Annotated in this window: 22 protein-coding genes and 1 riboswitch; of the genes, 12 read left to right on the plus strand and 10 right to left on the minus strand. The window is 62.5% G+C overall.

The features are described from left to right. Positions 1–176 precede the first annotated feature (176 nt). Positions 177–383, plus strand: a complete 207-nt coding sequence (locus DMZ65_RS03100) for a cold-shock protein (RefSeq protein WP_084352683.1) — start codon at positions 177–179, stop codon at positions 381–383. Positions 384–436: 53 nt separating this feature from the next. Here the strand turns inward: DMZ65_RS03100 and DMZ65_RS03105 are convergent, their stop codons facing one another. Next, entirely contained in the window at positions 437–913 is a 477-nt protein-coding gene (locus DMZ65_RS03105) for a DUF2938 domain-containing protein (RefSeq protein ID WP_116597392.1), read from the minus strand. A gap of 243 nt (positions 914–1,156) precedes the next feature. On the opposite strand from DMZ65_RS03105, the gene DMZ65_RS03110 reads away from it, so the two are divergent. The 4 genes from DMZ65_RS03110 (at position 1,157) to DMZ65_RS03125 (ending at position 3,556) form a co-directional block, all read left to right on the plus strand. Further along, positions 1,157–1,714, plus strand: coding sequence for a L,D-transpeptidase (locus DMZ65_RS03110; RefSeq protein WP_116597600.1), 558 nt, complete (start codon positions 1,157–1,159; stop codon positions 1,712–1,714). 27 nt (positions 1,715–1,741) lie between these two features. After that, a complete protein-coding gene (locus tag DMZ65_RS03115; RefSeq protein ID WP_116597393.1) occupies positions 1,742–2,884 on the plus strand; it encodes an NAD(P)/FAD-dependent oxidoreductase in 1,143 nt (380 codons plus the stop codon). A gap of 88 nt (positions 2,885–2,972) precedes the next feature. Next, complete coding sequence (locus DMZ65_RS03120) at positions 2,973–3,149, plus strand: hypothetical protein (RefSeq protein ID WP_157960545.1); 177 nt, start codon at positions 2,973–2,975, stop codon at positions 3,147–3,149. A gap of 200 nt (positions 3,150–3,349) precedes the next feature. Then, positions 3,350–3,556: a cold-shock protein gene (locus DMZ65_RS03125; RefSeq protein WP_084352686.1), complete on the plus strand. Its 207-nt coding sequence runs from the start codon at positions 3,350–3,352 to the stop codon at positions 3,554–3,556. Positions 3,557–3,707: 151 nt separating this feature from the next. Here the strand turns inward: DMZ65_RS03125 and DMZ65_RS03130 are convergent, their stop codons facing one another. Continuing rightward, positions 3,708–4,343 (minus strand): arylesterase, encoded by a 636-nt coding sequence (locus tag DMZ65_RS03130; RefSeq protein WP_232824864.1) that lies wholly within the window; start codon positions 4,341–4,343, stop codon positions 3,708–3,710. A gap of 54 nt (positions 4,344–4,397) precedes the next feature. On the opposite strand from DMZ65_RS03130, the gene DMZ65_RS03135 reads away from it, so the two are divergent. From DMZ65_RS03135 to DMZ65_RS03145, 3 genes are all read left to right on the plus strand, one after another. Next, on the plus strand, positions 4,398–5,102 hold the full coding sequence (locus tag DMZ65_RS03135) for an ABC transporter ATP-binding protein (RefSeq protein ID WP_116597396.1): 705 nt from the start codon (positions 4,398–4,400) through the stop codon (positions 5,100–5,102). Continuing rightward, on the plus strand, positions 5,099–7,627 hold the full coding sequence (locus DMZ65_RS03140; RefSeq protein ID WP_116597397.1) for an ABC transporter permease: 2,529 nt from the start codon (positions 5,099–5,101) through the stop codon (positions 7,625–7,627). The genes DMZ65_RS03135 and DMZ65_RS03140 overlap by 4 nt, the downstream gene beginning before the upstream one ends. Before the next feature lie 69 nt (positions 7,628–7,696). Beyond that, positions 7,697–8,578, plus strand: a complete 882-nt coding sequence (locus tag DMZ65_RS03145; protein WP_116597398.1) for an inositol monophosphatase family protein — start codon at positions 7,697–7,699, stop codon at positions 8,576–8,578. Positions 8,579–8,685: 107 nt separating this feature from the next. Here DMZ65_RS03145 and DMZ65_RS03150 read toward each other — a convergent pair whose 3' ends face one another. The 5 genes from DMZ65_RS03150 to DMZ65_RS03170 all read right to left on the minus strand — a co-directional run bounded on the left by DMZ65_RS03150 (position 8,686) and on the right by DMZ65_RS03170 (position 15,243). After that, a complete protein-coding gene (locus DMZ65_RS03150; RefSeq protein WP_116597399.1) occupies positions 8,686–9,921 on the minus strand; it encodes a lytic murein transglycosylase in 1,236 nt (411 codons plus the stop codon). A 69-nt stretch (positions 9,922–9,990) separates the two neighbouring features. After that, positions 9,991–12,840, minus strand: coding sequence for an aminomethyl-transferring glycine dehydrogenase (gene gcvP / locus DMZ65_RS03155; RefSeq protein ID WP_116597400.1), 2,850 nt, complete (start codon positions 12,838–12,840; stop codon positions 9,991–9,993). 145 nt (positions 12,841–12,985) lie between these two features. Next, positions 12,986–13,348: a glycine cleavage system protein GcvH gene (gene gcvH / locus DMZ65_RS03160; RefSeq protein WP_116597401.1), complete on the minus strand. Its 363-nt coding sequence runs from the start codon at positions 13,346–13,348 to the stop codon at positions 12,986–12,988. A gap of 20 nt (positions 13,349–13,368) precedes the next feature. Next, positions 13,369–14,496: a glycine cleavage system aminomethyltransferase GcvT gene (gene gcvT / locus DMZ65_RS03165; RefSeq protein WP_116597601.1), complete on the minus strand. Its 1,128-nt coding sequence runs from the start codon at positions 14,494–14,496 to the stop codon at positions 13,369–13,371. Between the two features lie 165 nt (positions 14,497–14,661). Continuing rightward, positions 14,662–14,748, minus strand: a riboswitch (glycine riboswitch). 9 nt (positions 14,749–14,757) lie between these two features. Then, positions 14,758–15,243 (minus strand): RrF2 family transcriptional regulator, encoded by a 486-nt coding sequence (locus DMZ65_RS03170; RefSeq protein ID WP_116597402.1) that lies wholly within the window; start codon positions 15,241–15,243, stop codon positions 14,758–14,760. A gap of 97 nt (positions 15,244–15,340) precedes the next feature. Between DMZ65_RS03170 and DMZ65_RS03175 the strand changes: the two genes are divergently transcribed. Further along, the gene (locus DMZ65_RS03175; protein ID WP_332871556.1) at positions 15,341–15,919 is read left to right on the plus strand and encodes a gamma-glutamylcyclotransferase family protein; all 579 of its coding nucleotides are present in this window, start codon (positions 15,341–15,343) and stop codon (positions 15,917–15,919) included. 175 nt (positions 15,920–16,094) lie between these two features. Here the strand turns inward: DMZ65_RS03175 and gltX are convergent, their stop codons facing one another. Both gltX and DMZ65_RS03185 read right to left on the minus strand, forming a co-directional pair. Beyond that, positions 16,095–17,423 carry a glutamate--tRNA ligase gene (gltX, locus tag DMZ65_RS03180; protein WP_116597403.1) on the minus strand — a complete coding sequence of 443 codons (1,329 nt, stop codon included), beginning with the start codon at positions 17,421–17,423 and terminating at the stop codon, positions 16,095–16,097. Between the two features lie 306 nt (positions 17,424–17,729). Next, positions 17,730–19,301, minus strand: coding sequence for a 2-isopropylmalate synthase (locus DMZ65_RS03185; RefSeq protein ID WP_116597404.1), 1,572 nt, complete (start codon positions 19,299–19,301; stop codon positions 17,730–17,732). A 271-nt stretch (positions 19,302–19,572) separates the two neighbouring features. Here DMZ65_RS03185 and DMZ65_RS03190 point away from each other — a divergent pair, with 271 nt between their 5' ends. Next, a complete protein-coding gene (locus tag DMZ65_RS03190; protein ID WP_116597603.1) occupies positions 19,573–20,238 on the plus strand; it encodes an SDR family NAD(P)-dependent oxidoreductase in 666 nt (221 codons plus the stop codon). A gap of 202 nt (positions 20,239–20,440) precedes the next feature. Here the strand turns inward: DMZ65_RS03190 and DMZ65_RS03195 are convergent, their stop codons facing one another. Then, positions 20,441–21,898 (minus strand): MORN repeat-containing protein, encoded by a 1,458-nt coding sequence (locus tag DMZ65_RS03195; RefSeq protein ID WP_116597405.1) that lies wholly within the window; start codon positions 21,896–21,898, stop codon positions 20,441–20,443. A gap of 156 nt (positions 21,899–22,054) precedes the next feature. Here DMZ65_RS03195 and DMZ65_RS03200 point away from each other — a divergent pair, with 156 nt between their 5' ends. After that, positions 22,055–23,713, plus strand: a complete 1,659-nt coding sequence (locus tag DMZ65_RS03200; RefSeq protein ID WP_116597406.1) for an NAD+ synthase — start codon at positions 22,055–22,057, stop codon at positions 23,711–23,713. A gap of 199 nt (positions 23,714–23,912) precedes the next feature. Then, a complete protein-coding gene (locus tag DMZ65_RS03205; RefSeq protein ID WP_232824865.1) occupies positions 23,913–25,217 on the plus strand; it encodes an NAD(P)/FAD-dependent oxidoreductase in 1,305 nt (434 codons plus the stop codon). Positions 25,218–25,355 lie beyond the last annotated feature (138 nt).

Consider the following 25,355-nt stretch of genomic DNA (forward strand, 5'->3'; position numbering starts at 1 on the left):
TTGCAAGGCAAACTCCGTCCTTGCCACGACTCACAAAGCCTGCCATACGCGGCTTCGCTACGTTATTCTCTATCGCTCTACTGTCTCCCTTACACGGCGCTCAGTTCCTCGATCAAGACCGACCGCGCCGGGCTGCCGCAATAAAGTGGGCAGCAAATGATTAGGAGACCACGGATATGGCTACTGGCACCGTGAAATGGTTCAACACCACAAAAGGCTTCGGCTTCATCGCACCTGACGCAGGCGGCAAGGACGTTTTCGTCCATATCTCCGCTGTTGAGCGTTCGGGCCTGACCGGCCTGGCCGACAACCAGAAAGTTGAGTACGAGCTGGAATCCGGCCGTGACGGCCGCGAAAGCGCGTCGAACATCGAGCTGGTCTAAGACCGCTTGCGGGGTGGGCCACCGGCCCATCCCATCCCCCCTCACCGCGTCAGCTATGACAGCAAGATCGCCGTGAGATACATTCCCGAACCAAAAATCGTATGGGCGATCAGCCCCATGATCCGCACCTTCCAGGGTGCTGCTGTTCGCGACGCCGCCCAGCCCAACCCCATTCCGGGCTGGAGCAGGAACCACCCCGCCGCAATCGTGATCAGCGCAAAGATCCACACCGGCAGGAATGTCGGCGCGGCCACCCAGCCGGCCCCGGCGATCAGCACGAACATCACCCCGTAAAGCACACCCACGCCGTAATGCACCCCCCATCCGAGCGCTGCTTCCGACGCGACCGGCGCGGCCTCTGCAATGCTGTCGTGAAAGAGTTTGCCGCGCAGGGTGTGACCTGACCACCGGCCGACATTCGCCCAGTTGGGCTTTGGTTGTCCGGCAGCGCGGTGCAGCACCTCCGCCCAGATATCCATTGCGACGGTGCCGCCCAGCCCCATCAAAGCGCCGGTTGCTATCAATTCCATGACTGCCCTCTTGCCTATCCGCCAGATCGAGATGCCCCAGGATTGGCGGCAGCACAATACGCGTCGTCATCGTCCCGGCTCCCTGACCTTCTGACACGACGCCCCAGCCCTGCTTTCGCGGTGCAAGCCGGCAACATTGACGGGTAACAATTCCATGAAATACCGGAACATTTTCGCCTTCACGTTGCTTTTTCCCTCAATAATGCGAAAATACGCTGTCCAGATGAGAGTATGAGCACGACCATGATTTCCAGAAGAACACTTCTCGCGACGGGTGCTGCCGCCCTTGCCACCCCGGGGCTGGCGCAACAGAACTTCCAACTCGACCCGATTTACCTTCCACAATCCGTGCGCATCAAACAGACGCTGCAACCGCAACAGATCCTGATCGTCCCGCGCGCCCATTTCCTGTACTATGTCACAGAGCCGGGCCGCGCACTGCGTTACGGTGTCGGCGTTGGCAAGGCGGGGCTGGAATTTACCGGCACGGCCTCGATCGACGTCAAGAAGGAATGGCCCACCTGGCGCCCGACAAACGAGATGATCGAGCGTGAACCAAAGACATATGCCAAGTTCAAGGACAATGATTACGTCCAGCCCGGCGGTCCGGGAAATCCGCTTGGCGCGCGTGCGCTTTATCTGTTCCAGAATGGCCGGGACACCTTTTTCCGCATTCATGGCACGACGTCGCCGCGGTCTATCGGGCAGTCGGTCTCGAATGGCTGTATCCGCATGATCAACGAGCATGTCATCGATCTGTATCAGCGCGTTCCCATTGGCACCAAGGTGACGGTCCTTTAGGTTCGGTGCACGGCTGCGGCCGGACACATGCATGATGTCATCGTCATCGGCGGCGGGCCAGCCGGGGCTTCCGCCGCCGTGACGGCAGCGCGCGCAGGCCTGCGCACGGCGCTTGTGGACAAGGCCCGGTTTCCGCGTGACAAGCTTTGCGGAGGCGGCTTTACCGGCCGCAGCCTAAGCTCTTTTCAACAGATTTTCGACGCCCCCCGCCCCGACGCACCGATGCTTTGCCGCACCGAAATGGCGTTTTACGCGTTTGGGCAGCACCTTGGCACGTTTCAGGACTGTCCGCCCCTCTATCTTGCCATGCGCCGCTCGCTGGACGCAGAGCTATGCGCAAGGGCAATCGCGGCCGGAGCCGAGGATTTCACCGGCAGAGCCATGCAATCGCTGACGCCGGATGGCGCGGTCACCCTGGTCGACGGCACGTCGTTGAAAGCACCGGTTGTGATCGGGGCGGATGGCGTCAACAGCCCGACAGCCCGGTCCCTGTTCGGCACAGCCTTCAACCGCCGTGACATCGGGTTTGCGCTGGAGGTGGAATGCCAGACCTCGCCCTGCACATTGCCCATCAGAATCGATTTCGGCGCGGCCGATTGGGGATATGGATGGGCCTTTCCCAAGCCACATGGCGTGACCGTGGGCGTGGGGGGCCTGTTGCGCCGAAATCCCGACCTCAAAGCCTTGCTTGACGGCTATTTGGCGACAACCGGAATTGAGAGCCACAGCAGCGTAAAAGGGCAGTTCCTGCCCTTTGGTCACGCCCGCAAACAGCCCGGTAAAGGTCGGGTTCTTCTGGCTGGTGACGCGGCTGGGCTGGTTGATCCGATCACCGGGGAAGGCATTGCTTATGCGATGAAAAGCGGGCAAATGGCCGCTCTGGCCAGCATTCAAGCGCTTGCCAACGGGACGCCAGAAACTGCCCTGACGCAGTATCGGCAAGATCTACGCACCATCACGAAAGCCATAGGACAGGCACGTTTTCTGCGCCAGTTGATGTTTCGCCCGATTTTCCGGCGGGTCTTTATAAACAGCTTTGCGCGTTCCACTCACTTGCGCCACGAATATCTGCGCCTATTGGCCGGAGAGACCGAATATTCGGGACTCAGCCGGTCAATTTCACGTCGTCTACCGAGGTATTTTTGGCGCACTATTGCCAATACACGCTAAGGGCGAATTTTTGTCTTACTTCTGCCCCATTTTCAGGTAATAAGATTTTCGAGGAAAGAAACGCACCTGATTCTATTTGGAGAAAGTGTTGGCAATCGTCGCGCTTATATTTGGTAGTCTTGCCGGTTTCATCACCGCTTGTACTGGATGGGCATTCTTCGAATGGTCACTTTCCTATGCGTTTCTGGTCTATCTGATTGGTAGCATCTTGTCTCTCGGGATTTGCGTGGCCGCGATGGTGCTGTCGCCGGACTCCAAACGATAGGCACAAGTTTGCCTTCGGCTTCTCGGCCATCGAGTTTGCGTAAAACTTCTTGAAAACTGCCGAAAGATGAGGAAAAGATAGTGTCGCGACGTTACCACTATCGACCCACTGTTGCTGTTAAATGGCTCAGTTCTCGATTCTGCACTGACTAGCCAAACTGCCGCAGTTCCGCGGGCAGGACTTTGACAGGAGATACGACGATGGCAACTGGCACCGTCAAATGGTTCAACACTACCAAAGGTTACGGTTTCATTGCGCCCGATGGCGGCAGCAAGGACGTTTTTGTTCACATTTCCGCGGTCGAGCGGTCCGGACTGACCGGCCTTGCAGACAACCAGAAGGTGACTTTTGATATCGAACCTGGCCGTGACGGTCGTGAATCGGCTGTGAACATCTCGCTGGCATAACCCGCCACCTGATAGCCGCAAGATCCGCCCCGGACGGCCCCGCCGCCCGGGATTATTGTTTCAGGGGCACAGCGTTTCCCGGACTTTCCGGTATCGCAGCGGCGTCCGCCGCGCCTGCCCTGGCGTTCCGACAGGGCCACGACACAGGCGTCTAGTTTTCGGTGCGCTCAATCAGTTCTTCAACCGCTGGCCCGATCTCGTTGACGATATGCCCGACCCCTTTCGCGTTGGGATGTATGCCGTCGGGCTGCATGAAGGCGCCGTTATTCGACGCAGTTGCCCCCGCCTGCCGCAACCCTTCGAAGAAATCCGGAAAATAAAGCGTGTCATACTGCTTTGACAGGTCCGGATACATCGCGTCAAAGGCGGCTTTATACTCTGCACCAAAGTTGCCGGGCGCGTAAAGCCCGACCAACAGCACCTCCACCCCTTGCGTCTTGGCAACGTCCAGGATGCCCTTGATATTGGCGCGCGCCGCCTCTGGTGGCAGCCCGCGCAGCAGATCATTGCCGCCAAGCGCCACGATCATGCCGTCCACCTCGGGCGTCAGCGACCAGTTGACCCGTGACAGCCCCCCTGCGGTCGTATCGCCGGAAACGCCCGCATTGATCACTTCGACGTCATGGCCACGCGCGGCCAGCCAATCGCGCAGTTGCGGCACGAATCCATCGCCCTGCATCAGCCCGTAGCCTTGCGTCAGACTATCCCCAAGCGCCAGAATTTGCGTCTCGGCCGCCTGTGCTGCCGTTGCGAAGGTGAACCAGACTGCGACTGCAACCTTGCTCATCGCCTTCAAGAGACCATATTGAGCCTGTACCTGCATGGACTGGACCTTTCTGTAATGACCAAACCTATTCTCTGCCTTAAAGATGTCACGCTGGCGCTGGAGGGCAATGCCGGACCGGTCGAGATTCTTCACGGTATCTCGATGGATGTGTCAGAAGGCGAGACTTTGGCGCTGGTCGGCCCGTCAGGATCCGGAAAATCCTCGTTGCTGATGGTCATGGGCGGGTTGGAACGTGCCAGCGCCGGCACCGTCACCGTGCTGGGCCAGGATCTGAACCAGATGGATGAGGACCAGCTTGCCCGCATGCGCCGCGACGGCATGGGCGTGGTCTTTCAGTCCTTTCATCTGATCCCGACGATGACCGCACTGGAAAACGTCGCCACCCCGTTGGAGCTGGCAGGCCACAAGGACGCGTTCGACCGCGCCGCGACAGAGTTGGAGGCCGTGGGTCTGGGGCACCGTGCGGATCATTACCCGGCGCAACTGTCTGGGGGCGAGCAACAGCGTGTGGCGCTTGCGCGCGCTTCTGCCCCGCGACCGCGCCTGCTGTTGGCCGATGAGCCCACCGGCAATCTGGACGCCGCCAACGGCGATGCGATCATCGAGCTGCTGTTCGATTTGCGCGACCGCCATGGTGCGACGCTGGTGCTTGTGACCCATTCGAACGCATTGGCGGCGCGCTGTAACCGGGTGATCCGTCTGCATGACGGACGCATTGCGGACCCTGCTCATGACGCCGCACAGGCCGCTGCCGAATGAGAATGCCGGTCGCGTTTCGTCTAGCCGCGCGGGAATTGCGCGGCGGTTTGCGCGGGTTTCGCGTTTTCCTTGCCTGTCTTGCGCTGGGGGTCGCGGCCATCGCGGCCGTCGGATCTGTCCGTGCCGCGATACAGGCGGGTCTGTCGGAACAGGGTGCCGTCATTCTGGGCGGCGACGCCGAACTGCGGCTGACCTACCGCGATGCCAACCCGGCAGAACTGGCCTGGATGCGCGACATTTCTACCGATCGGTCCAAGGTGATCGAGTTTCGGTCGATGGCTGTGGTTGCGGGGCCAGACGAGGACGAGCGCGCGCTGACGCAGGTCAAGGCCATTGACAACGCCTATCCGCTGCTTGGCACGCCAGAACTGGACCCTGCCATGCCCTTGGCGGATGCTTTGGACGGCGACGGGGCAAATCCCGGCGCGGTCATGGCACCGGTGCTGGCCGCGCGTCTGGGGCTGGAGGCGGGCGACAGTTTCCGGCTTGGCACGCAGGCCTTTACCCTGTCGGCGCTTCTGACAGTCGAGCCTGACGCAGGCAGCGCGGGCTTCAGCCTTGGGCCCCGCACCATCGTCCGGGCAGAGGCGCTGGAAACCTCCGGTCTGCTCGCCCCCGGTACGCTGTTCGAGACCAATTACCGCCTGATCCTGCCCCCCGGCAGCGATTTGGACAGTTTGAAGCAAGCCGCGCAGCAGCGGTTCGCGGATAGCGGCCTGCGCTGGCGCGATGCCCGCAACGGCGCGCCGGGCGTGGCGCGTTTCGTCGACCGTCTGGGCGCGTTTCTGGTGCTTGTCGGGCTTTCGGGGCTGGCTGTGGGCGGCGTTGGCGTCTCTGCCGCCGTGCGGTCCTATCTGTCGGCCAAGACCGGCGTGATTGCCACGCTGCGCACGCTGGGCGCAGGCCGGGCGGTGATCTTTCAGACCTATTTCCTGCAAATCGGCGCGCTCAGCCTGCTGGGCATTGCCATCGGGCTGGTGCTGGGCGCAAGCCTGCCGCTGCTGCTGGCACCGATCATATCGGCCTCCCTGCCGGTGCCTGCCGATTTCTCGCTGCATCTGTCGCCGCTGGTCGAGGCCGCGATCTACGGCATGTTGACGGCGTTGCTGTTCACCCTCTGGCCGCTGGCGCGGACCGAAGATGTGCGCGCCGCCACGCTGTTCCGCGATGCGTTGGGACAGGCCAAACTGCTGCCGCGTCCGCGCTATCTGCTGGCCACCGCCCTGCTGCTGGCGGTGCTTCTGGGCACGGCTGTCGCATTTTCCGGCAATGCCTTCCTGACGCTGTGGACGGCGGCGGGTATCATGGGCGCGCTTTTGGTGCTGGCACTGGCCGCACAGGGCGTGCGGCACCTTGCGCGTGCGTCCGGCGCGCTTTCCCGTGGCCGCCCGGTGCTGCGATGGGCGCTGTCGGCGATTGGCGGTCCGGGAGAGGCCGCAGCCTCTGTCATGATCTCGCTGGGGCTGGGCCTGTCGGTGCTGGCAGCCGTCGGACAGATCGACGGCAACCTGCGCAACGCCATCGACGGAGAGTTGCCCGAGATCGCTCCGTCCTACTTCTTTGTCGACATCCAGCAGGATCAGATGCCGGGCTTTCTGGACCGGGTCGAAAATGATCCCGCCGTATCGCGTGTCGCAACCGCGCCGATGCTGCGCGGCGTGCTGACCCGGATCAACGGACAGCCTGCGCGCGACGTGGCCGGGAACCATTGGGTTGTGCGCGGCGATCGCGGGCTGACATATGCGCAAGACCTGCCCGACAACACGACCCTGACGGCAGGAGAATGGTGGGCACCGGATTATGACGGCCCGCCGCTGGTCAGCTTTGCCGCCGAAGAGGCCGAGGAAATCGGTCTGAATCTGGGGGATACGATCACCGTCAACGTGCTTGGCCGCGACATCGACGCCACGATTGCCAGCTTCCGCGAGGTCGATTTTTCGACCATGGGCATCGGGTTCGTGATGACGCTGAACCCGGCCGCCCTGCAAGGCGCGCCGCACAGTTTTATCTCGACCGTCTATGCCGAGGAAGCCGCCGAGACACCGATCCTGCGCGATCTGGCACAGGCCTATCCCAATATCACCGCGATAAGGGTGCGCGACGCGATTGATCAGGTTGGCACGCTGCTGATCGCGATTGCCAATGCCACGCGCTGGGGGGCGGCGGCGACGTTGCTGACGGGCCTGCTGGTCCTGATCGGTGCCGCAGCGGCGGGCGAGCGCGCCCGCAGTTTCGAGGCTGCCCTGCTGAAGACATTGGGCGCCAGCCGGGGCCGCATCCTGCGCAGCTTTGCCCTGCGGTCTGCCCTTCTGGGGGCGGGCGCGGGGATTGTCGCTGTCATTGCGGGTGGATTGGGGGCCTGGGGTGTGCTGACCTTCGTGATGGAGACGGATTTCACCTTCCTGCCCGGAAATGCCCTGACAATCGTCATTGGCGGCGGGGCGCTGACCCTTGTGTCCGGGCTGGTCTTTGCGCTGCGCCCAATGGCCGCCAGCCCGGCGCGGGTTCTCAGGTCGCGCGAATAGTCACCTTGATCCCGGCGCTTCAGGCTGGCATGTGACACGCTAACGTCACCTCAGCCTCGGGATGAATAGATGACACAGACCCTGCCCATGCCGATCACCGCGCCACTGACCCGCGCGCAGCGCACCCAGCTTGTGAACCTCGTGCGCCGCGCGTCCAAGACGGAAATCCTGCCGCGTTTCCGGGCCTTGCGGGGCGACGAGATCGACATCAAGTCCGGCCCCGACGATCTGGTGACAGAAGCGGACCGCAGCGCCGAGGCGATGATCGCGCGCGGACTGGCGCGCGCTTTTCCGGGCGCGCTGATCGTTGGCGAAGAAAGCGTGGCCAAGCAGCCCGACCTCTGGGACGAGGTTGACGGTGCGGAACTGGCTTTCATCATCGATCCCGTCGATGGCACCTGGAACTTTGCTAACGGGCTGGCCGTGTTCGGTGTGATCGTATCGGTCACACGGTTCGGCCGTCCGGTCTTTGGCCTGCTCTACGACCCGATCCTGGACGATTGGGTGATCGCGGATGAGGAATCGCCGGCTGAGTTTGTTCGCAAGAGCCGCCCCGCGGCCCGCATCCATGTCTCGCAGGGCGGCCCGGTCGAGGGGCTGTCGGGCTATTTGCCGCTGGCCCTGCTGCCCAAGGACAAGCGCGCCGCCATGGCCGCGACCTTCCCCGATTTCGTGCGCATTCAGAACATCCGCTGCGCCTGCCACGAATTCCGTATGCTCGCGCAGGGCAAGATGGATTTCCTTGTGACCGGGCATCTGACACCCTGGGATCACGCCGCCGGGGTGATCATCTGCCGTCAGGCCGGCGGGCATGTGGCGCTGCTGGACGGCTCCGAATACACAGCTGGTCGGCGCAACGGCTATCTTCTGGCCGCGCCCGATGCGGCGACCTGGGGCCGCCTGCGCGACCGATTTGCGTTTCTGATCGACGAAGCGCCCCAGAAGACCTGAGCACGACGCGCCCCGGACTTGATCCGGGGCCTTGCGCGGCCCGCATGGAAAAGGCCCCGGATCAAGTCCGGGGCGCGTCGCGACGGGCGGCAAGCGTCACCGCGTCTTTACCGCAACAGCGCCGCCTTCATCTGCGATTGCGGAAAGCAGGTCGCGCTTTGCCCGGTGGCTTCTTGCCAGCGACCGATGGACCGGCGGGTCTTGTACCCGGCCAAACCGTCAGCGCCGCCCACATCGTGGCCCATCGCCTCCAGCGCGCGCTGCATCGCCGCCACATCCGAGCGGTGCAGCCCGCCGACCTTGCCCCAGGGCGCGATGAAATCGCCCACCCCATAGGCGATGCGGTCGCCGACATGGCCGACAAAAAGCGCGTAAAGATCGCTCATGTTATAATCCTTGAGGACGTAGAAATTGGGCGTGACGATGAAGGCAGGCCCGTTGCGCCCCGCAGGCATCAGCAAGAACCCCTCGGCGCGGCTCTCATGGTCTGGAAACGCGCGGCCCGAGATCCGGGTGATCCCCATCGCCTCCCAATCGTGGATCTTGCGGCCCTGATCGGGGCCTTCAAGCGTACAGGAAACATCCGCAGGCACGGCCACTTCGAAACCCCAGTCGCGCCCGGCGACCCAGCCATGCTGTTGCAGATAGCGTGCGATAGAGGCGATCGTGTCAGCCTCGGACCGCCAGATATCGGCATGACCATCGCCATCGCCATCGGCGGCATAGTCCAGAAAACTGGAGGGCATGAATTGCGGCTGTCCCAGCGCGCCGGCCCAGCTTGATTTCATGGCCTCGGCAGGTGCGTGTCCGGCTTGCGCGATGCGCAGTGCCGCGATCAACTCGTCGGTGAAATAAGTGGCCCGGGTGGACATGAAGCCTTTGGTGCCCAGCACTTCAAAGACATTATACGGGATCTTTACCCGGCCATAACCGCTCTCGCGGCCCCAGATCGCCAGAATGATCCGCCCCGGCACGCCGGTCCGGTGTTCTGCCGCCGCAAGAGCAGCCGCATGGCACCGCCCCATCTGTTTTCCCACGGAAGTCGCCGCATCGACAGAACCACGATTGAAATATTTGCCCGGACTGCCAAATTCCGCCTGACGCTGGCGCTGCGGCATGCGTGGCTTTGTGCCCGGCGGCACCAGATCCGGCAGATCCCAGTTCAGCGTGACACCTGAAAAGGCGGCATCAAAGATCCCACGCTTCACGCCCTTTGCTTGCGCGCGCGGCCAGACCTGCTGTTCCAGCCAACCGCGAAACTGGCGTTCCACCGCGCTGCGATCCTGCGCGAACGCTTGCCCGCACAGTCCCAGCAACAGTGCCACCAGTGCCAATATTCTCATCGCGCCGCCTTCCCTGCCAGCCCATGTCCTGTGCGAACCATAGGCTGGCGGTTGGCCGCGCGCCAAGCTTTACTCTGCGGCTTCGGCGTAATCCGACATCGGCGGGCAGGTGCAGATCAGGTTGCGATCGCCAAAAACGTTATCGACCCGGTTGACCGGCGGCCAGTATTTATCCACCCGAAACGCCCCCGGCGGAAAGCAACCCTGCTCGCGGCTGTAGGGACGGTCCCATTCCTTGACGAGATCCTCCATCGTGTGCGGCGCGTGTTTCAGCGGGTTGTTCTCGCGGTCGATCTTGCCGTCCTCGATGGCGCGGATCTCTTCGCGGATCGCCAGCATGGCGTCGCAGAAGCGGTCCAGCTCTGCCTTGGTTTCGCTTTCGGTGGGTTCAACCATCAGCGTGCCTGAAACAGGCCAGCTCATCGTGGGCGCATGAAACCCGCAATCAATCAACCGCTTGGCAATATCCTCGACGGTCACGCCTGCGCTTTTCTCGAAGGGTCGAGTATCCAGGATACATTCATGCGCCACCCGCCCCGTCGGTCCCTTGTAAAGCACGTCATAAGCGCCCTCCAGACGCCGCGCGACGTAGTTGGCGTTCAGGATCGCCACGCGCGTTGCCTGTGTCAGCCCCTCGCCGCCCATCATCAGGCAATAGGCCCAGCTGATCGGCAACAGCGAGGGCGAGCCATAAGGTGCCGCCGCCACCGGGCCTTCAGTGCCCCCGGTCGTGGGATGCCCTGGCAGATGTTCCACCAGATGCTGCTTTACCCCGATCGGCCCCATGCCGGGACCACCGCCGCCATGCGGAATGCAGAACGTCTTGTGCAGGTTGAGGTGGCTGACATCCCCGCCAAGATCGCCGGGACGCGACAGACCCACCATCGCGTTCATATTCGCCCCGTCGATATAGACCTGCCCGCCATGCGAATGGGTGATCTCGCAGACCTCCTGCACGGTCTCCTCGAACACGCCATGCGTGGAGGGATAGGTGATCATGCAAGCGGCCAGCGCGTCTGAATGTTTCTCTGCCTTGGCACGGAAATCATCCAGATCAATATCGCCATTGGCCGCCGATTTCACCGGCACCACCTTCCATCCCACCATCTGCGCACTGGCCGGATTAGTGCCATGTGCGCTGGTCGGGATCAGACAGACATTGCGGTGCCCCTCGCCCTGCGCCCGGTGCCAGGCGGCAATCGTCAGCAGGCCGGCATATTCGCCCTGCGCACCCGAATTGGGCTGCATCGAGATCGCGTCATAGCCGGTAATATCGCACAGTTTCTCCGACAGATCCCCGATCAGCTCGGCATAGCCCTCCGCCTGATCGGTCGGGCAATAAGGGTGCAGCATGGCAAATTCGCGCCAACTGACCGGCATCATCTCGGCGGCAGAGTTCAGCTTCATCGTGCAGGAGCCAAGCGGGATCATCGCCCGGTCCAGCGCCAGATCGCGATCGGCAAGCCGACGCATATAGCGCATCATCTCGGTCTCGGCCCGGTTCATGTGGAACACGTCATGTTCCAGATAGGCAGAGGTGCGGATCAGCGCCTCCGGCAAGCGATATTCCGGCGTCACATCCTCATCGCGCTGTGTCAGGCCAAAGGCGCGCCACACGGCCTCGATCGTGTCCGAGCGCGTGGCCTCGTCCAAAGTGATGCCAACGTGGGTCTTGCCCACGGCCCGCAGGTTCACCCCCTCATCGACCGCCGATTTCATCACCGCGCGCTGCAAGCTGCCCACCTCGACGGTGATCGTGTCGAAATACACCTCTGGCGCGACGGTGAACCCCGCCGCCTGCAACCCCTTGGCCAGCCGCACGGTCTTGCGATGGACCCGCTGCGCGATCGCCCGCAGCCCCTCGGGGCCATGAAACACCGCATAGAACCCGGCCATCACCGCCAGCAAAGCCTGCGCCGTACAGACGTTCGAGGTCGCCTTCTCGCGCCGGATATGCTGCTCGCGCGTTTGCAGCGCCAACCGGTAGGCGCGGTTGCCATGGCTGTCGATGGACACGCCGACAATGCGGCCCGGCATGGAACGCTTGTAGTCGCCCTTGACCGCCATATAGGCCGCATGCGGGCCGCCATAGCCCATCGGCACGCCAAACCGCTGGGTGGACCCCACGGCAATATCCGCGCCCATGGCACCCGGTTCTTTCAGCAGGCACAAAGCCAGCGGATCGGCACTGACCACCGCAATCGCCTTGGCCTCATGCAGGGAAGCGATCACATCGGTGAAATCGCGCACATGCCCGTAGGTGCCGGGATATTGGAAAATCGCCCCAAAGACGGCACCGGGGTCCAGATCCTCCGGCGCACCGACAATGACCTCGATGCCCAAGGGGGCTGCGCGGGTCTGCATCACCGCGATATTCTGCGGATGGCAGTTTTCATCCACGAAAAACGCGCCCGCCTTGGACTTGGCCACGCGCTGCGCCATGGTCATCGCCTCGGCGCAGGCCGTCGCCTCGTCCAGCAACGACGCATTCGCGACTTCAAGCCCTGTCAGATCGCTGACCATGGTCTGATAGTTCAGCAGCGCCTCCAGCCGTCCCTGGCTGATCTCGGGCTGATAAGGCGTATAGGCCGTGTACCAGGCGGGGTTCTCGAAAATGTTGCGCTGAATCGCCGGCGGGGTGACAGTGCCGTGATACCCCTGCCCGATCAACGACTTCAGAACCTTGTTCTTCGAGGCCACCTCACGCATGTGATGCAGCAATTCGCGCTCAGATTTCGGCTTGCCGAAATCCAGCGGTTTCGCCTGTCTGATCGCGCGCGGCACGGTCTCGTCGATCAGCGCCTCCAGATCCTCGACGCCCAGCTCATCGAACATCGCCGCCATCTCGGCCGGCGATGGGCCGATATGGCGCCTGTTCGCAAAATCATATGGCAAATAATCAATCGGTTCATAGCTCATGCGGCACCCTCTTTCACGCAATGCGCAGACAGTTCAGACTTCGACGCCGCCCGCTTAGCCGCCCCCGGCTTCTTCTTGGCAGAAATACTCCGGGGGAGACGCCCAGGGGGCGGCGGGGGCAGCGCCCCCTTTTCGAGTCCTCGATCTAGTCCGCGATAAAGGCCTTGTAGGCGGCTTCATCCATGTAATCATCCATCATCGAGGCATCCTCGATCTTCAGCTTGAAGAACCACGCATCGCCTTCGGGGTCGTCATTGACCTTGCCGGGCTCCTCGACCAGCACCTCGTTCACCTCGACCACCTCGCCGTCGATCGGTGCCAGAATATCCGACGCTGCCTTGACGCTTTCGATCACCACGATCTCGTCGTCGCGGGTCACGCTGGTGCCAATGTCCGGCAGTTCGACGAACACCACGTCGCCCAACTGTTCGGCCGCATGGGCGGTGATGCCAACGGTGACGACATCGCCGTCAAGATCCAGCCATTCGTGTTCTTCAGTGTATTTCATCGCGCTTTTTTCCTTTGTCGCTATCTTTTGAATCCGGGGGCCACGAACGGCAGTTTCGCCACCGTGACCGGCAGGCGCTTGCCGCGCACATCCCCAAACAGTCCGGTGCCGGGCGTGGCCAGATCGGCCCTGACATAGCCCATCGCCACCGGCGCGCCGATGGTCGGGCCAAATCCGCCGGATGTCACCTGTCCAATTGGCCTGTCCGCCTCTTGCGAGGCAAAAAGCTGCACGCCTTCGCGCATCGGCGCGCGCCCGTCAGGCAGCAGCCCCACCCGTTTGCGCGCGGGCCCTTCGGCCATCGCGGCCAGCAATCGATCCGCACCCGGAAATCCACCTGCACGCGCGCCGCCCTCGCGGCGCACCTTTTGAATGGCCCAGGTCAAGCCCGCGTCGACCGGGCTTGTGTCGCTGTCGATGTCATGGCCGTACAGGCACAGCCCCGCCTCCAGCCGCAAACTGTCGCGCGCGCCAAGCCCGACGGGGCTTACATCCTCATGCGCCAACAGCGCGCGGGCAAGATCCGCCGTGGCCGCCTCTGGCACCGAAATCTCGAACCCGTCCTCGCCCGTATAACCCGAGCGCGAGACCCAGCATTCCGCGCCGGCAATCGGCAGCGTCTCGACATCCATGAAGCGCATGTCGCGCACGCCGGGATGATGTTCCGCCAGAACCTCAACCGCCGCCGGTCCCTGCAAGGCCAAAAGCCCGCGGTTCCGGATCAGCTTTACCGTGACCTGGGGCTCCAGTGCGGCGCGCATACGCGCCAGATCCGCATCCTTGCAGGCCGCATTGACCACCAGGAACAGATGATCGCCGCGATTGGCGATCATCAGGTCATCCTCGATCCCGCCACCCTCATTGGTAAAATAGCCATAGCGCTGACGCCCCTCGGCCAGCCCCAGCACATCCACCGGCACCAGAGTTTCCAGCGCCAGGGCGGCATCATCCGGATCACGGGCCCGCAGCACAACCTGCCCCATATGGCTGACATCGAACAGCCCTGCCTTGGTGCGTGTCTGTTTGTGCTCGGCCATCACGCCCGCAGGATATTGCACGGGCATTTCGTACCCGGCAAACGGCACCATCTTGGCACCCAGTTCGACATGCAGATCGTAGAGCGGTGTATGTTTCAGTTCTTCATTCAACGGCCCGTCTTTCCCTGTGTTCAGGATCCCGGAATTGCCCTTGTCGGAACGTACCGGCACCCGCGCATCGGTGTGATGCGGTTCGGATGCCCCCTCTGTCCTTTCGCCTGAGATCGTTATCCCTTCGGCGGATGCGACGAATGCGCATCTCTCTCCAGAGTTCTGTCACCCGCAAAGGTCCTTTGGGCCTGAGAGTTTCCGGGGCGGTTGCTCCTTCGGCACCGGTATGACCGGTTCTCCCTTCGCGGATTCGGTCCGAAGCTATTTGACCGGCGCGGGCGAGGCAAGCGGTCTCTGACGGGCGCGGCCGCAGGATTGCGCGGTCAGGATGTCGAACAAGGCGATATTGTCGCAAATCAACCCGTCCAGCGTGACCGGATCAAGGGTTTCGTAAAACGCCTCTGCCGCCCGAACAAGCGCCTGCCGCAAGCGGCAACAGGCTGTCAGCGGGCAGGTATTGTCAATATCGGCAAAGCACTCGGCCAAGGGGACGGGGGATTCGAGCTTGCGGAACACCTCGCCGATCACGATTTGACCGGGCGCATGGGCCAGTTGCAAACCGCCATTGCGGCCCCGCTGCGTGTACAGATACCCCAACTGCGCCAATTGGTTGATGATCTGCGCAAGGTGGTTTTCGGACGCGTTGCAGCATTGCGCGATTTCCGCTTTCGTCACCAGCCGGTCAGGATTGGCCGCACAGAACATCAGCACCCGCATGGCGATGTTGGTTCGTTTGGTGATGCGCAAGACCTGCCCTCCCTGCTGAAGCCGTTGGCAGCCACATTGCGCCGGAAAACAGAAAAGCGGTTTGACACAGGTCAAGGGCGTGGCACAAACATGCCTGATGAATGCATTTTTCTTCGGCTATGGCAGCCTGGTCAACACCGCCACCCATTCATATGCCGGACAGTTTCCGGCGACAGCCCATGGATGGCAACGCGCCTGGCGTTGCGTCGCGGGTCGCAAGGCGACGTTTCTGACGGTGATCGAAGCTCCGGGCATGAGTATTGACGGGCTGGTGGCCGAGGTGCCGGGCCGGGACTGGCGCGCGCTGGACGCGCGGGAGGCAAGTTACGACCGGCTGGATGCGCGCCATTGCATCGGCTCCGGTGCTTTGACGGATGTGCGCGAATTGGCGATCTATGCGATCCCACCTGACACCTTTGCGCCGCCAAGCGCGGAGAGCCCCATTTTGCTGAGCTATATTGACGTGGTTATGCAGGGCTATCTGAAGGTCTTCGGCCGATCAGGTGCCAAGATGTTTGTCGAGACCACATCCGGCTGGGATACCCCGATACTGGACGACCGCAGAACCCCGGTCTATCCGCGCCATCAACGCCTGAGCGCGATTGAAAGCAGTTTTGTCGACGGCGTATTGCGTGAGGTCGGCGCTGATTTTCTTGACGTCACACAGCCCTGCTGAGAGGTTTCGGATCGGCTGACGCCGATCCGACCGGCGCGGGCTGTCGCCCGCGCAACGCCTGGGAAACTCTATTATTCAGAAACCGCAGCCTGGCAATTGTGGCCGATGTCGGAGCGAGGGGCCAGCCCCTCGCGCTCCCCGGAGTATTTTGGCCAAGAAGAAGATGAACGGCGTCTTAGAGGTTGCGGGCGCGCACCACTTGCAGCAAAGGCATCACGTCGGCCATTTCCGGGCCATGGCTTTGGCCGGTCAACGCCTTGCGCAGCGGCATGAACAGGCCCTTGCCTTTGCGGCCGGTGGCTTGTTTCACCTCCGTGGTCCATTTCCCCCAGCTTTCGTCGTCGAATGGCCCCTCGGGCAGCATTGTCATCGCCTGAGCGATAAAGTCACGATCCTCTTCGGCAATCTCTGGTTCTGCACCTTCGCGGAACATCAACCACCAGCGTGCCAGATCGGCGCGTGTGGTGATGTTGTCGCGGGTCACGGTCCAGAAACGCTCTGCCAGAGTGTCAGGCACTCCGAGCGCCGCAATGTCCGGCGCAACCTCGGTCAGATCAAGCCGTTGCAGGTAATGCGCGGTCAGCGGGAAGAGGTCCTGGACATCGAATTTGGTGGGCGCGGCACCAAAGCGCGAGATGTCGAACCCTTCGACAAGTTCCGCGACCGACCCTTTCAACTCGATGGGATCGGCGGAACCCAGCCGCGCCATGAGGCTCAGCAGAGCGGCCGGCTCGATCCCCTGAGCACGCAAATCGCGCAGGGACAGCGTCCCAAGCCGCTTGGACAGCGCCTCGCCTTGCGGTCCGGTCAGCAACGAGTGATGCGCGAATTGCGGGACTGCGCCGCCAAGCGCCTGCATTATCTGTATCTGGGTCGCGGTATTGGTCACATGGTCCGACCCGCGCACCACATCCGTCACACCCATTTCAGTGTCATCCACCACCGAGGCCAGCGTATAAAGCACCTGGCCATCGCCACGGATCAGCACCGGATCCGACACGCTGGCCGCATCAATCGAGATGTCGCCAAGGATACCGTCCCGCCATTCGATCCGTTCGTGATCCAGCTTGAACCGCCAGTGGCCCTGACCACGTTCGGCACGCAGTCGTTCCTTCTCGGCCTCTGACAGCGCCAAGGCGGCGCGGTCGTAGACGGGCGGCTTGCCCATGTTCAGCTGTTTCTTTCGCTTGAGATCCAGTTCTGTCGGAGTCTCGAAACATTCGTAGAACCGGCCCATTTCGCGCAGCTTGTCGGCAGCGGCCTCATAGCGGTCCAGCCGCTTTGACTGACGTTCGACCCGGTCCCAGGTCAGGCCCAACCACTCCAGATCCTGCTTGAGCGCGTCAACATAGGCTTCTTTCGATCGTTCCGGATCGGTGTCATCGATCCGCAGGATGAAACTGCCGCCAGATTTGCGGGCGATCAGGTAGTTCATCAGCGCGGTGCGCAGGTTTCCGACATGAATATAGCCGGTGGGCGATGGGGCAAAACGGGTGGTGGTCATTCTGTCTCTCCTGTTGCGCGATGGAATTTCACAGACCCGACCGTTTGTCCATATCCATGAACCCGCCCCACCCCTGACATCGCGCCCGAAACGCGCCACAACTGCGCGCGCCCAACACCAATTCAGTCAACGCCTGAAACGCACGCTTCTTCCTTCTTCTTGGCAAAAATACTCCGGGGAGCGCGAGGGGCTGGCCCCTCGCTCCGACACCAGCCATTTTGCACATACCACCTGATCATATGAAAAACGGCCCCGCGCATCACCGGGGCCGTCTCATCTCAACGCTTCGGAACTGTCAAACTCCGATTAGCTGACATCCTTGTAGCTGACCTCGCGCGCATCTGCACCGGGGCCCGCCTTGTCGCGGCGCACCAGCAGCCGGTTCAGGGCGTTCACATAGGCCTTGGCCGAGGCCACGACCGTATCGGTATTGGCCGACTGGCCGGTGGCAATCATGCCGTCCTCTTCCAGGCGCACGCTGACCGTGGCCTGCGCATCGGTGCCCTCGGTCACGGCGTTGACCTGATACAGTTGCAATTTCGCCATGTTCGGATGCACCGCGCGGATCGCCTTGAAGGTCGCATCGACCGGGCCGTCACCTTCGCAAGTGGCCGTCAGTTCCTTGCCGTCCACTTCCATCTCCAGAACCGCCTCGGCCGGGCCTCCGGTGCCGCAGATCACCCGGAGCGACACGACCTGCAACCGGTCCGCCGCATCTTCGGTCGCCGCGGTGACAAGTGCCAGGATATCCTCGTCGAACACTTCTTTCTTGCGGTCGGCCAATTCCTTGAACCGCACAAAGATGTCTTTCAGCTGGTTGTCGCCGACATCCACACCCAGATCCCGAAGCTTGGCGCGCAAGGCCGCCCGCCCGGAATGCTTGCCCAGCGGCAGGGATGTGCCGGCAAGGCCCACATCCTCGGGGCGCATGATCTCGAACGTTTCGGCGTTCTTCAGCATCCCGTCCTGATGGATGCCGCTCTCGTGGGCAAAGGCGTTCTTGCCGACGATGGCCTTGTTGAACTGCACCGCAAAGCCCGACACGGTCGCCACCCGGCGCGAGATATGCATGATCTTGCGGGTGTCGATGCTGGTGTCGAAGGGCATGATGTCGCCGCGCACTTTCAGCGCCATGACGACCTCTTCCAAGGCCGTATTGCCCGCGCGTTCCCCCAGCCCGTTGATCGTGCATTCGATCTGCCGCGCGCCGGCCTCGACAGCAGCCAGGCTGTTGGCCGTCGCCATGCCAAGATCGTTGTGGCAATGCGTGGCCCAGACGACATCCGTGCCGCCGGGCACTTCGGCAATCAGGCGTCGGATCAGGTCGGCGCTTTCGCGCGGCGCAGTGTAGCCCACCGTGTCGGGGATATTGATCGTGGTGGCACCTGCCTTGATGGCGATCTCGCAAACGCGGGCAAGGTAGTCCCATTCGGTTCGCGTCGCATCCATCGGCGACCACTGCACATTGTCGCACAGGTTGCGGGCATGGCTGACCGTCTCGTGAATGCGGTCGGCCATCTCGTCCTGCGTCAGGTTCGGGATCGCGCGGTGCAGGGGCGACGTTCCGATGAAGGTGTGGATGCGCGGTTGGGCTGCATGTTTTACCGCCTCCCAGCAACGGTCGATATCGGGCAGTTGCGCCCGCGCAAGACCGCAAATCACCGAGTTTTTCGAGCGTTGCGCAATCTGGGACACGGCGGCAAAATCACCCTCGGAGGCGATCGGAAATCCCGCCTCGATGATGTCCACGCCCATGTCGTCCAGAAGCTCGGCAATCTCCAGCTTCTCTTCATGGGTCATGGTGGCGCCGGGGGATTGTTCGCCGTCGCGCAAGGTGGTGTCAAAGATCACCACGCGGTCTTTGGTGCTATCAGTCATGGGGTATTTCCTTTGGTTCTCCAAGTGTTCGGGCGCGAACGAAGCCTCCTCTGAGCGGTCGCGCCGAACGGCACGCTCAGAGGCGACTTAGGAGAAGCAGACCAGCCGACAGTGCCGCCGAAAGGCGGGCACGGGTCGCAATATGGCCTTGGGTCAACATGGGGGTGACTATACGGGTTTTGTTGCGGGGGAAAACCCCTTTTTTGACGCAGAAAATCATCAGTGTCCGCGATTTCTTGAAACGCCGCTTCGCGCCGCTAGATCGCCGGGAATGAAACACGCTTTGATCATCGGCGCGTCAGGCGGGATCGGCGCGGCACTGCATGCAGCACTTGACGAAAAACGCGCGGCGGTCACGGGCCTGTCGCGCAGCGCGGACGGGCTGGACGTGACGGACGAGGCATCGGTCGCCCGCGTTCTGGGCGCGCTTGACCCCGAATATGACCTGATCATCGTCGCCACCGGCGCGCTCGAAATCAATGGCGCGCGACCGGAAAAGGCGCTGTCACAGCTTGATCCTTCTGCACTGGAAAACCAGTTTCGCGTGAACGCCATTGGTCCTGCGCTGGTTCTGAAACATGCCGTGCGCCTGCTGCCCACCGACCGACCGGCCCGATTTGCGGCGCTCTCGGCGCGGGTCGGATCGATCGGCGATAACCGGTTGGGTGGATGGTACAGCTACCGCACGGCCAAAGCGGCGCTGAACCAGTTGATCCACAGCGCCGCGATCGAACTGACGCGCAGCCACAAGAAGCTGGCCTGCGTGGCCCTGCATCCCGGCACGGTGCAAACCGCGTTCACCCGCAACTATGTCGGCCGCCACCCTTCGGTTCCGCCATCCGAGGCCGCCGGAAACCTGCTGACTGTGCTGGACGGGCTGACCCCCGAACACACGGGTCGCTTTTTCGACTGGGCGGGCAAGGAAATACCTTGGTGAACCTGATACGAATTGCGGCCCATGGCTGTCACATGACGTGACGCCCGGTCAGCCATGAGATCCCGAAGCGCCGCGCAAAAGCAAAAGCAAACGCAAGGACGCCAAGGGGTTCCTGCGAATAACGCCCTGCCGCGCGCAACAGACCCTCGCGAGCTATTGACAGAACATCCTAGATAAGCTGCGAAGGCCGCTGCTGGCTGGATCAGCCACCGTCGGCAGGGCTGTCGGTTGCGCTCTCTGCGTCCTCGGCGGGCAGCGTTTCGCCATCGGTCAGTGCACCGTTTTCCCAACTGCCGGTCGCCTGTTCGCCGGTGGTGTAGCGCATCGTGCCTTCGCCCTGACGTTTGCCGGCCTGGAACGTGCCCTCGTAGATGTCACCGTTCAGATAGGTGGCCGTACCTTCGCCGCTGATCTCGCCACCGCGCCAGTCGCCCTCATATTTGAACCCGTCGGCCATTACGATCGCGCCTTCGCCTTCGCGCTGACCATCGACAAATTGGCCGGTATAAACCGTGCCGTCCGGGTAGGTCGCCGTGCCCTGCCCGTGGCGCTGGCCGTCCTGCCAGTCCCCTTCGTAGCGGTAGCCGTCGGCATAGGTCATCACCCCGTAGCCGTGATTGCGGGCATTCTTGAACGCGCCCTCATAGACCAGACCGCTGGGATAGGTGGCGCGGCCCTTGCCCTCGATGACGCCATCGACCCAGTCACCCTCGTATGTCGATCCGTCAGGATAGACGATACGGCCCGTGCCATTGGCCAGATCGCCGCTGAATTCGCCGGTGTAGACAGAGCCATCGGGATAGACGACTTCGCCCTGCCCCTCGATCTGCCCGCCGACCCAGTTGCCGGTATATTTATAGCCATCGGCTCCGACAAATGTGCCCTGACCTTCGCGCTGGTCGTCGCGGAATGCGCCCTCGTAGACATCGCCATTGGCGTAGTCCACGCGGCCCTGCCCCTGTCTGCGCCCAGCCACAAGCTCGCCCTCGTAGACATCGCCATTGGGCTGGGTCAGCTTGCCTTCGCCTTCGATCTGGCCGCCGCGCCACATGCCCTCGTACACCAGCCCGTCTTCCATCGTCAGCTTGCCCTGACCTTCGCGCACGCCATTGGCGATGCGCCCGACATAGACAGAGCCATCGGGATAGGTGATGGTGCCATTGCCTTCCTTCACACCATTGACCCAATCACCCTCGTAGACATAGCCGCCGGGGCTGGTCATGGTGCCGCGACCGTGATGCATGGCGTTCTGAAAGCTGCCCTCATAGCGCACGCCGTTGGCATAGACCGCGACACCCCGTCCGGTGATCTGGCCGTCAACCCAAGTGCCTTCATAGGTGCCGCCATCGGTAAAGACGATCTTGCCCTCGCCATCGGGCTTGCCCTTGACAAAACTGCCCTCGAAGACCGAGCCGTTGGGAAAGCGTGCAACGCCCTTGCCCTTGATCTCGCCCTCGACCCACTGGCCGGTATATTCGTATCCGTTGGGCAGCCTGTAAGTGCCGGTGCCGTCCTGAAGCCCGTTCTGGAATGTGCCTTCATAGACACCGCCATCGTCATATTGCTTGGTGATGACCTCGGCGTCCTGCGCAATGGCACTGCCGCCCGGCACGAGAAGCGCGGCGATCAACCCCCAATGGCGTCGGTAATTGGCTGTCATTCTGCTTTTGCCCCCGGTGCGTGTGGTGCTGCCTCAAATCGCCTAGAAACTAGTTGACACCCCCGGCCAAGACAATGGCTTTTCCGGAACGCACTTTTCCTCGGGCGTCTATCTGCTAAACGGGTGGTCAAGGGCACATCTTCGAGAGGACACCCCATGGCAGACCGCTTTCGCCTGATGCTGGCGCAGCTCAACCCGACGGTTGGCGACCTGGTAGGCAATGCGTCACAGGCGCGTGACGCCTGGGAGGCGGCCAAGATAGAGGGGGCCGACATGATCGCCCTGCCAGAGATGTTCATCACCGGCTACAACACGCAGGATCTGGTGCTGAAACCCGCATTCTACACCGACGCGATTGCGAGCCTGCGCAAGCTGGCGGCCGATTGTGCCGACGGCCCGGCGCTGGCCATCGGCGGACCGTGGATCGAAGGCACAGAATTGTATAATGCCTATTTCATCTGTCAGGGTGGCGAATTCACCGCCATCAACATGAAGACCCATCTGCCGAACACGACTGTCTTTGACGAGGTGCGGCTGTTCACCCCGGCCCCCCTCAGCGGACCGTATTCGGTGAACGGCGTGCGCATTGGCAGTCCGATCTGCGAGGATGCCTGGTACGAGGACGTGGCCGAGACCATGGCCGAAACCGGGGCCGAGATCCTGCTGGTGCCCAATGGGTCGCCCTATTTCCGCGACAAGATGGTCGTGCGGCTGAATCACATGGTGGCGCGCGTGGTCGAGACGGGCCTGCCGCTGGCCTATCTCAACATGACCGGCGGGCAGGACGATCAGGTCTTTGACGGGGGCAGCTTCGTGCTCAACCCCGGCGGAGAGCTGGCCGTGCAGATGCCGGTGCTCGACGACGCGCTGACGCTGGTAGAATTCGAGCGGACGGATGCGGGCTGGCGGGCGATCCCCGGCAAGGTGCATACCCATCCGGACGCGATGGAGCAGGATTATAACGTCATGGTCACCGGTCTGCGCGACTATTGTCGCAAGTCCGGGTTCGGCAAGATCCTGCTGGGCCTGTCGGGCGGGATCGACAGCGCCATTGTCGCCACCATCGCCGCAGATGCGCTGGGGCCTGAGAATGTCCGCTGCGTGATGTTGCCGTCCGAATACACGTCGCAAGCCTCGCTGGAGGACGCCAAGGAGGTCGCCGAGAATCTGGGCTGTCGCTATGATTTCGTGCCGATCGCCGAAGGACGCCAGGCCATCACATCCACCCTTGCGCCGCTGTTCGAGGGGACGGAGCCGGACCTTACCGAAGAGAATATCCAGTCGCGTTTGCGCGGGCTGTTGCTGATGGCGCTGTCCAACAAGTTCGGCGAGATGCTGCTGACCACCGGCAACAAATCCGAGGTGGCGGTGGGCTATGCCACGATCTATGGCGACATGGCGGGTGGGTACAATCCGATCAAGGACATGTACAAGACCCGCGTTTTCGACTGTTGCCGCTGGCGCAATGAAAACCACCGGGACTGGATGAAGGCCCCGGCGGGCGAAGTGATCCCGCCCCGCGTGATCGACAAGCCGCCAAGCGCGGAACTTCGCGAGGATCAGAAGGACAGCGATTCCCTGCCCGACTACCCGGTTTTGGACGCCATTCTGCAAATCCTTGTGGATGCGGATGGCTCAATCGAGGATTGCGTCGCGGCCGGATTTGACCGCGCGGATGCCAGGAAGATCGAACATCTGCTCTATATTTCGGAGTATAAGCGTTTTCAGTCGGCCCCCGGTCCGCGCCTGTCGCCCTGTGCCTTCTGGCTGGATCGGCGCTATCCCGTCGTCAATCACTGGCGCGACCAAAGCTAGGCACTCGCGTTAAGGTGGTGCGAATGAGGCAATGCGTGCTTTGCTTGCCACGCCGTGCCGCCGTTTGCACGATCCAGGCCTGTGTGGCTTGACCCGGAGGCGCGCGGCTTCCCAATCTGTGGCCGTGCCGCACGCTGCTGTTGCGGCGCGCTGCCAACAATCAACGGACCCTGCTGTGCCCGGCCCGCTGCCAATATCTGTGTCTCCGGATTCCAACCTGCCCTCGGCGGTGGATGTGGTCGTGATCGGCGGCGGCATCATCGGTGCCATGACCGCGCTGGAGCTGGCATCGCAAGGCGTTTCGGTGGCGTTATGCGAAAAAGGCGAGATCGGCTGCGAGCAAAGTTCGCGCAATTGGGGATGGGTCCGCCTTTCACAACGCGACCCGCGGGAAATCCCCCTGATGATCGAGGCCATCCGCATGTGGGAAGGGCTGGATGCGCGGCTGGGCCGCAAGACCGGCTTCGTGCAGTCTGGCCTTGTGTTCACGGCGCGCAACGCCCGGCGGATGGCCCGCTACGAAGCCTTCTCCCGTCACTTGGCAGAGCACCAGATCAACAGCGATCTGCTGGACGATCAGGGGGTGCGGAAGCTCATCCCTGAGCATGGAATGAAACTCGCCGGGGGGCTGCACACGCCCTTTGACGGACGGGCTGAGCCGCAACTGGCGGCCCCCGCAATTGCCGAAGGTGCCCGCGATGCCGGTGCTGCACTTTATACCCGCTGTGCCGTGCGGTCGATCGAAACCTCTGCCGGGCGCGTCTCTGGCGTGGCGACAGAACGCGGGCGCATTGCCTGCTCCAGCGTCGTGCTGGCCGGAGGTGCATGGTCGCGGCTTTTCGCGGGCAATGCCGGTGTGGACCTGCCGCAACTCAAGGTAATGAACTCTGTCCTGCGGACCACGCCGGTTTCGGACGGGCCGGAACAGGGCATCTGGGCCGACGCATTCGCACTGCGAAAGCGGGCGGATGGAGGCTATACGGTTTCCAGCGCGTCGGACAAGCTTCATCATCTCACGCCCGATACATTCCGGCTGGCCCGTCAATTCCTTCCTGCGGTCCGGGCCGAGTGGTCATCATTACGGCTGCGTCTGGGGCGCTGGCAGGAAGAGGCATCCTTGCCGCGCCACTGGGCCGGAAATGAGCGCACGCCGTTCGAACATTACCGTATGCTCGACCCGGCCCCCGACGATCGCAGCCTGCAACGCGCCCTGGCCGCCGCGCGCAGCGCCTTTCCGGCACTGGAAACATGCGAGGTCGTGCAAAGCTGGGCGGGGATGATCGACGTGACGCCGGACGCGATCCCGGTGATCTCGGCCGCGGATAGCGTGCCGGGGCTGTTTCTGTCCACCGGCTATTCCGGCCACGGATTCGGCATCGCCCCCGCCGCAGGTCGGTTAACGGCGGATCTGGTCACCGGGGCCACGCCGCTTGTCGATCCCGCGCCGTTCCGGCTGTCGCGGTTCTTCGATGGCAGCCCGATCACGCTGGATGCGGGTTTCTGACCTCCGCGATCAGGCAATGCCAAATTTAATATTTGCGCGATGCAAGAGCTGGAAAGCGATCCTTTCACGGTGACAGATGTCCCCGCGCATATCATCGGATGCGGGATGAAGGGATGGTCACGCGCATTGCTGTCCAGG

Source organism: Primorskyibacter marinus (assembly GCF_003313245.1).
GTDB lineage: Bacteria > Pseudomonadota > Alphaproteobacteria > Rhodobacterales > Rhodobacteraceae > Primorskyibacter > Primorskyibacter marinus.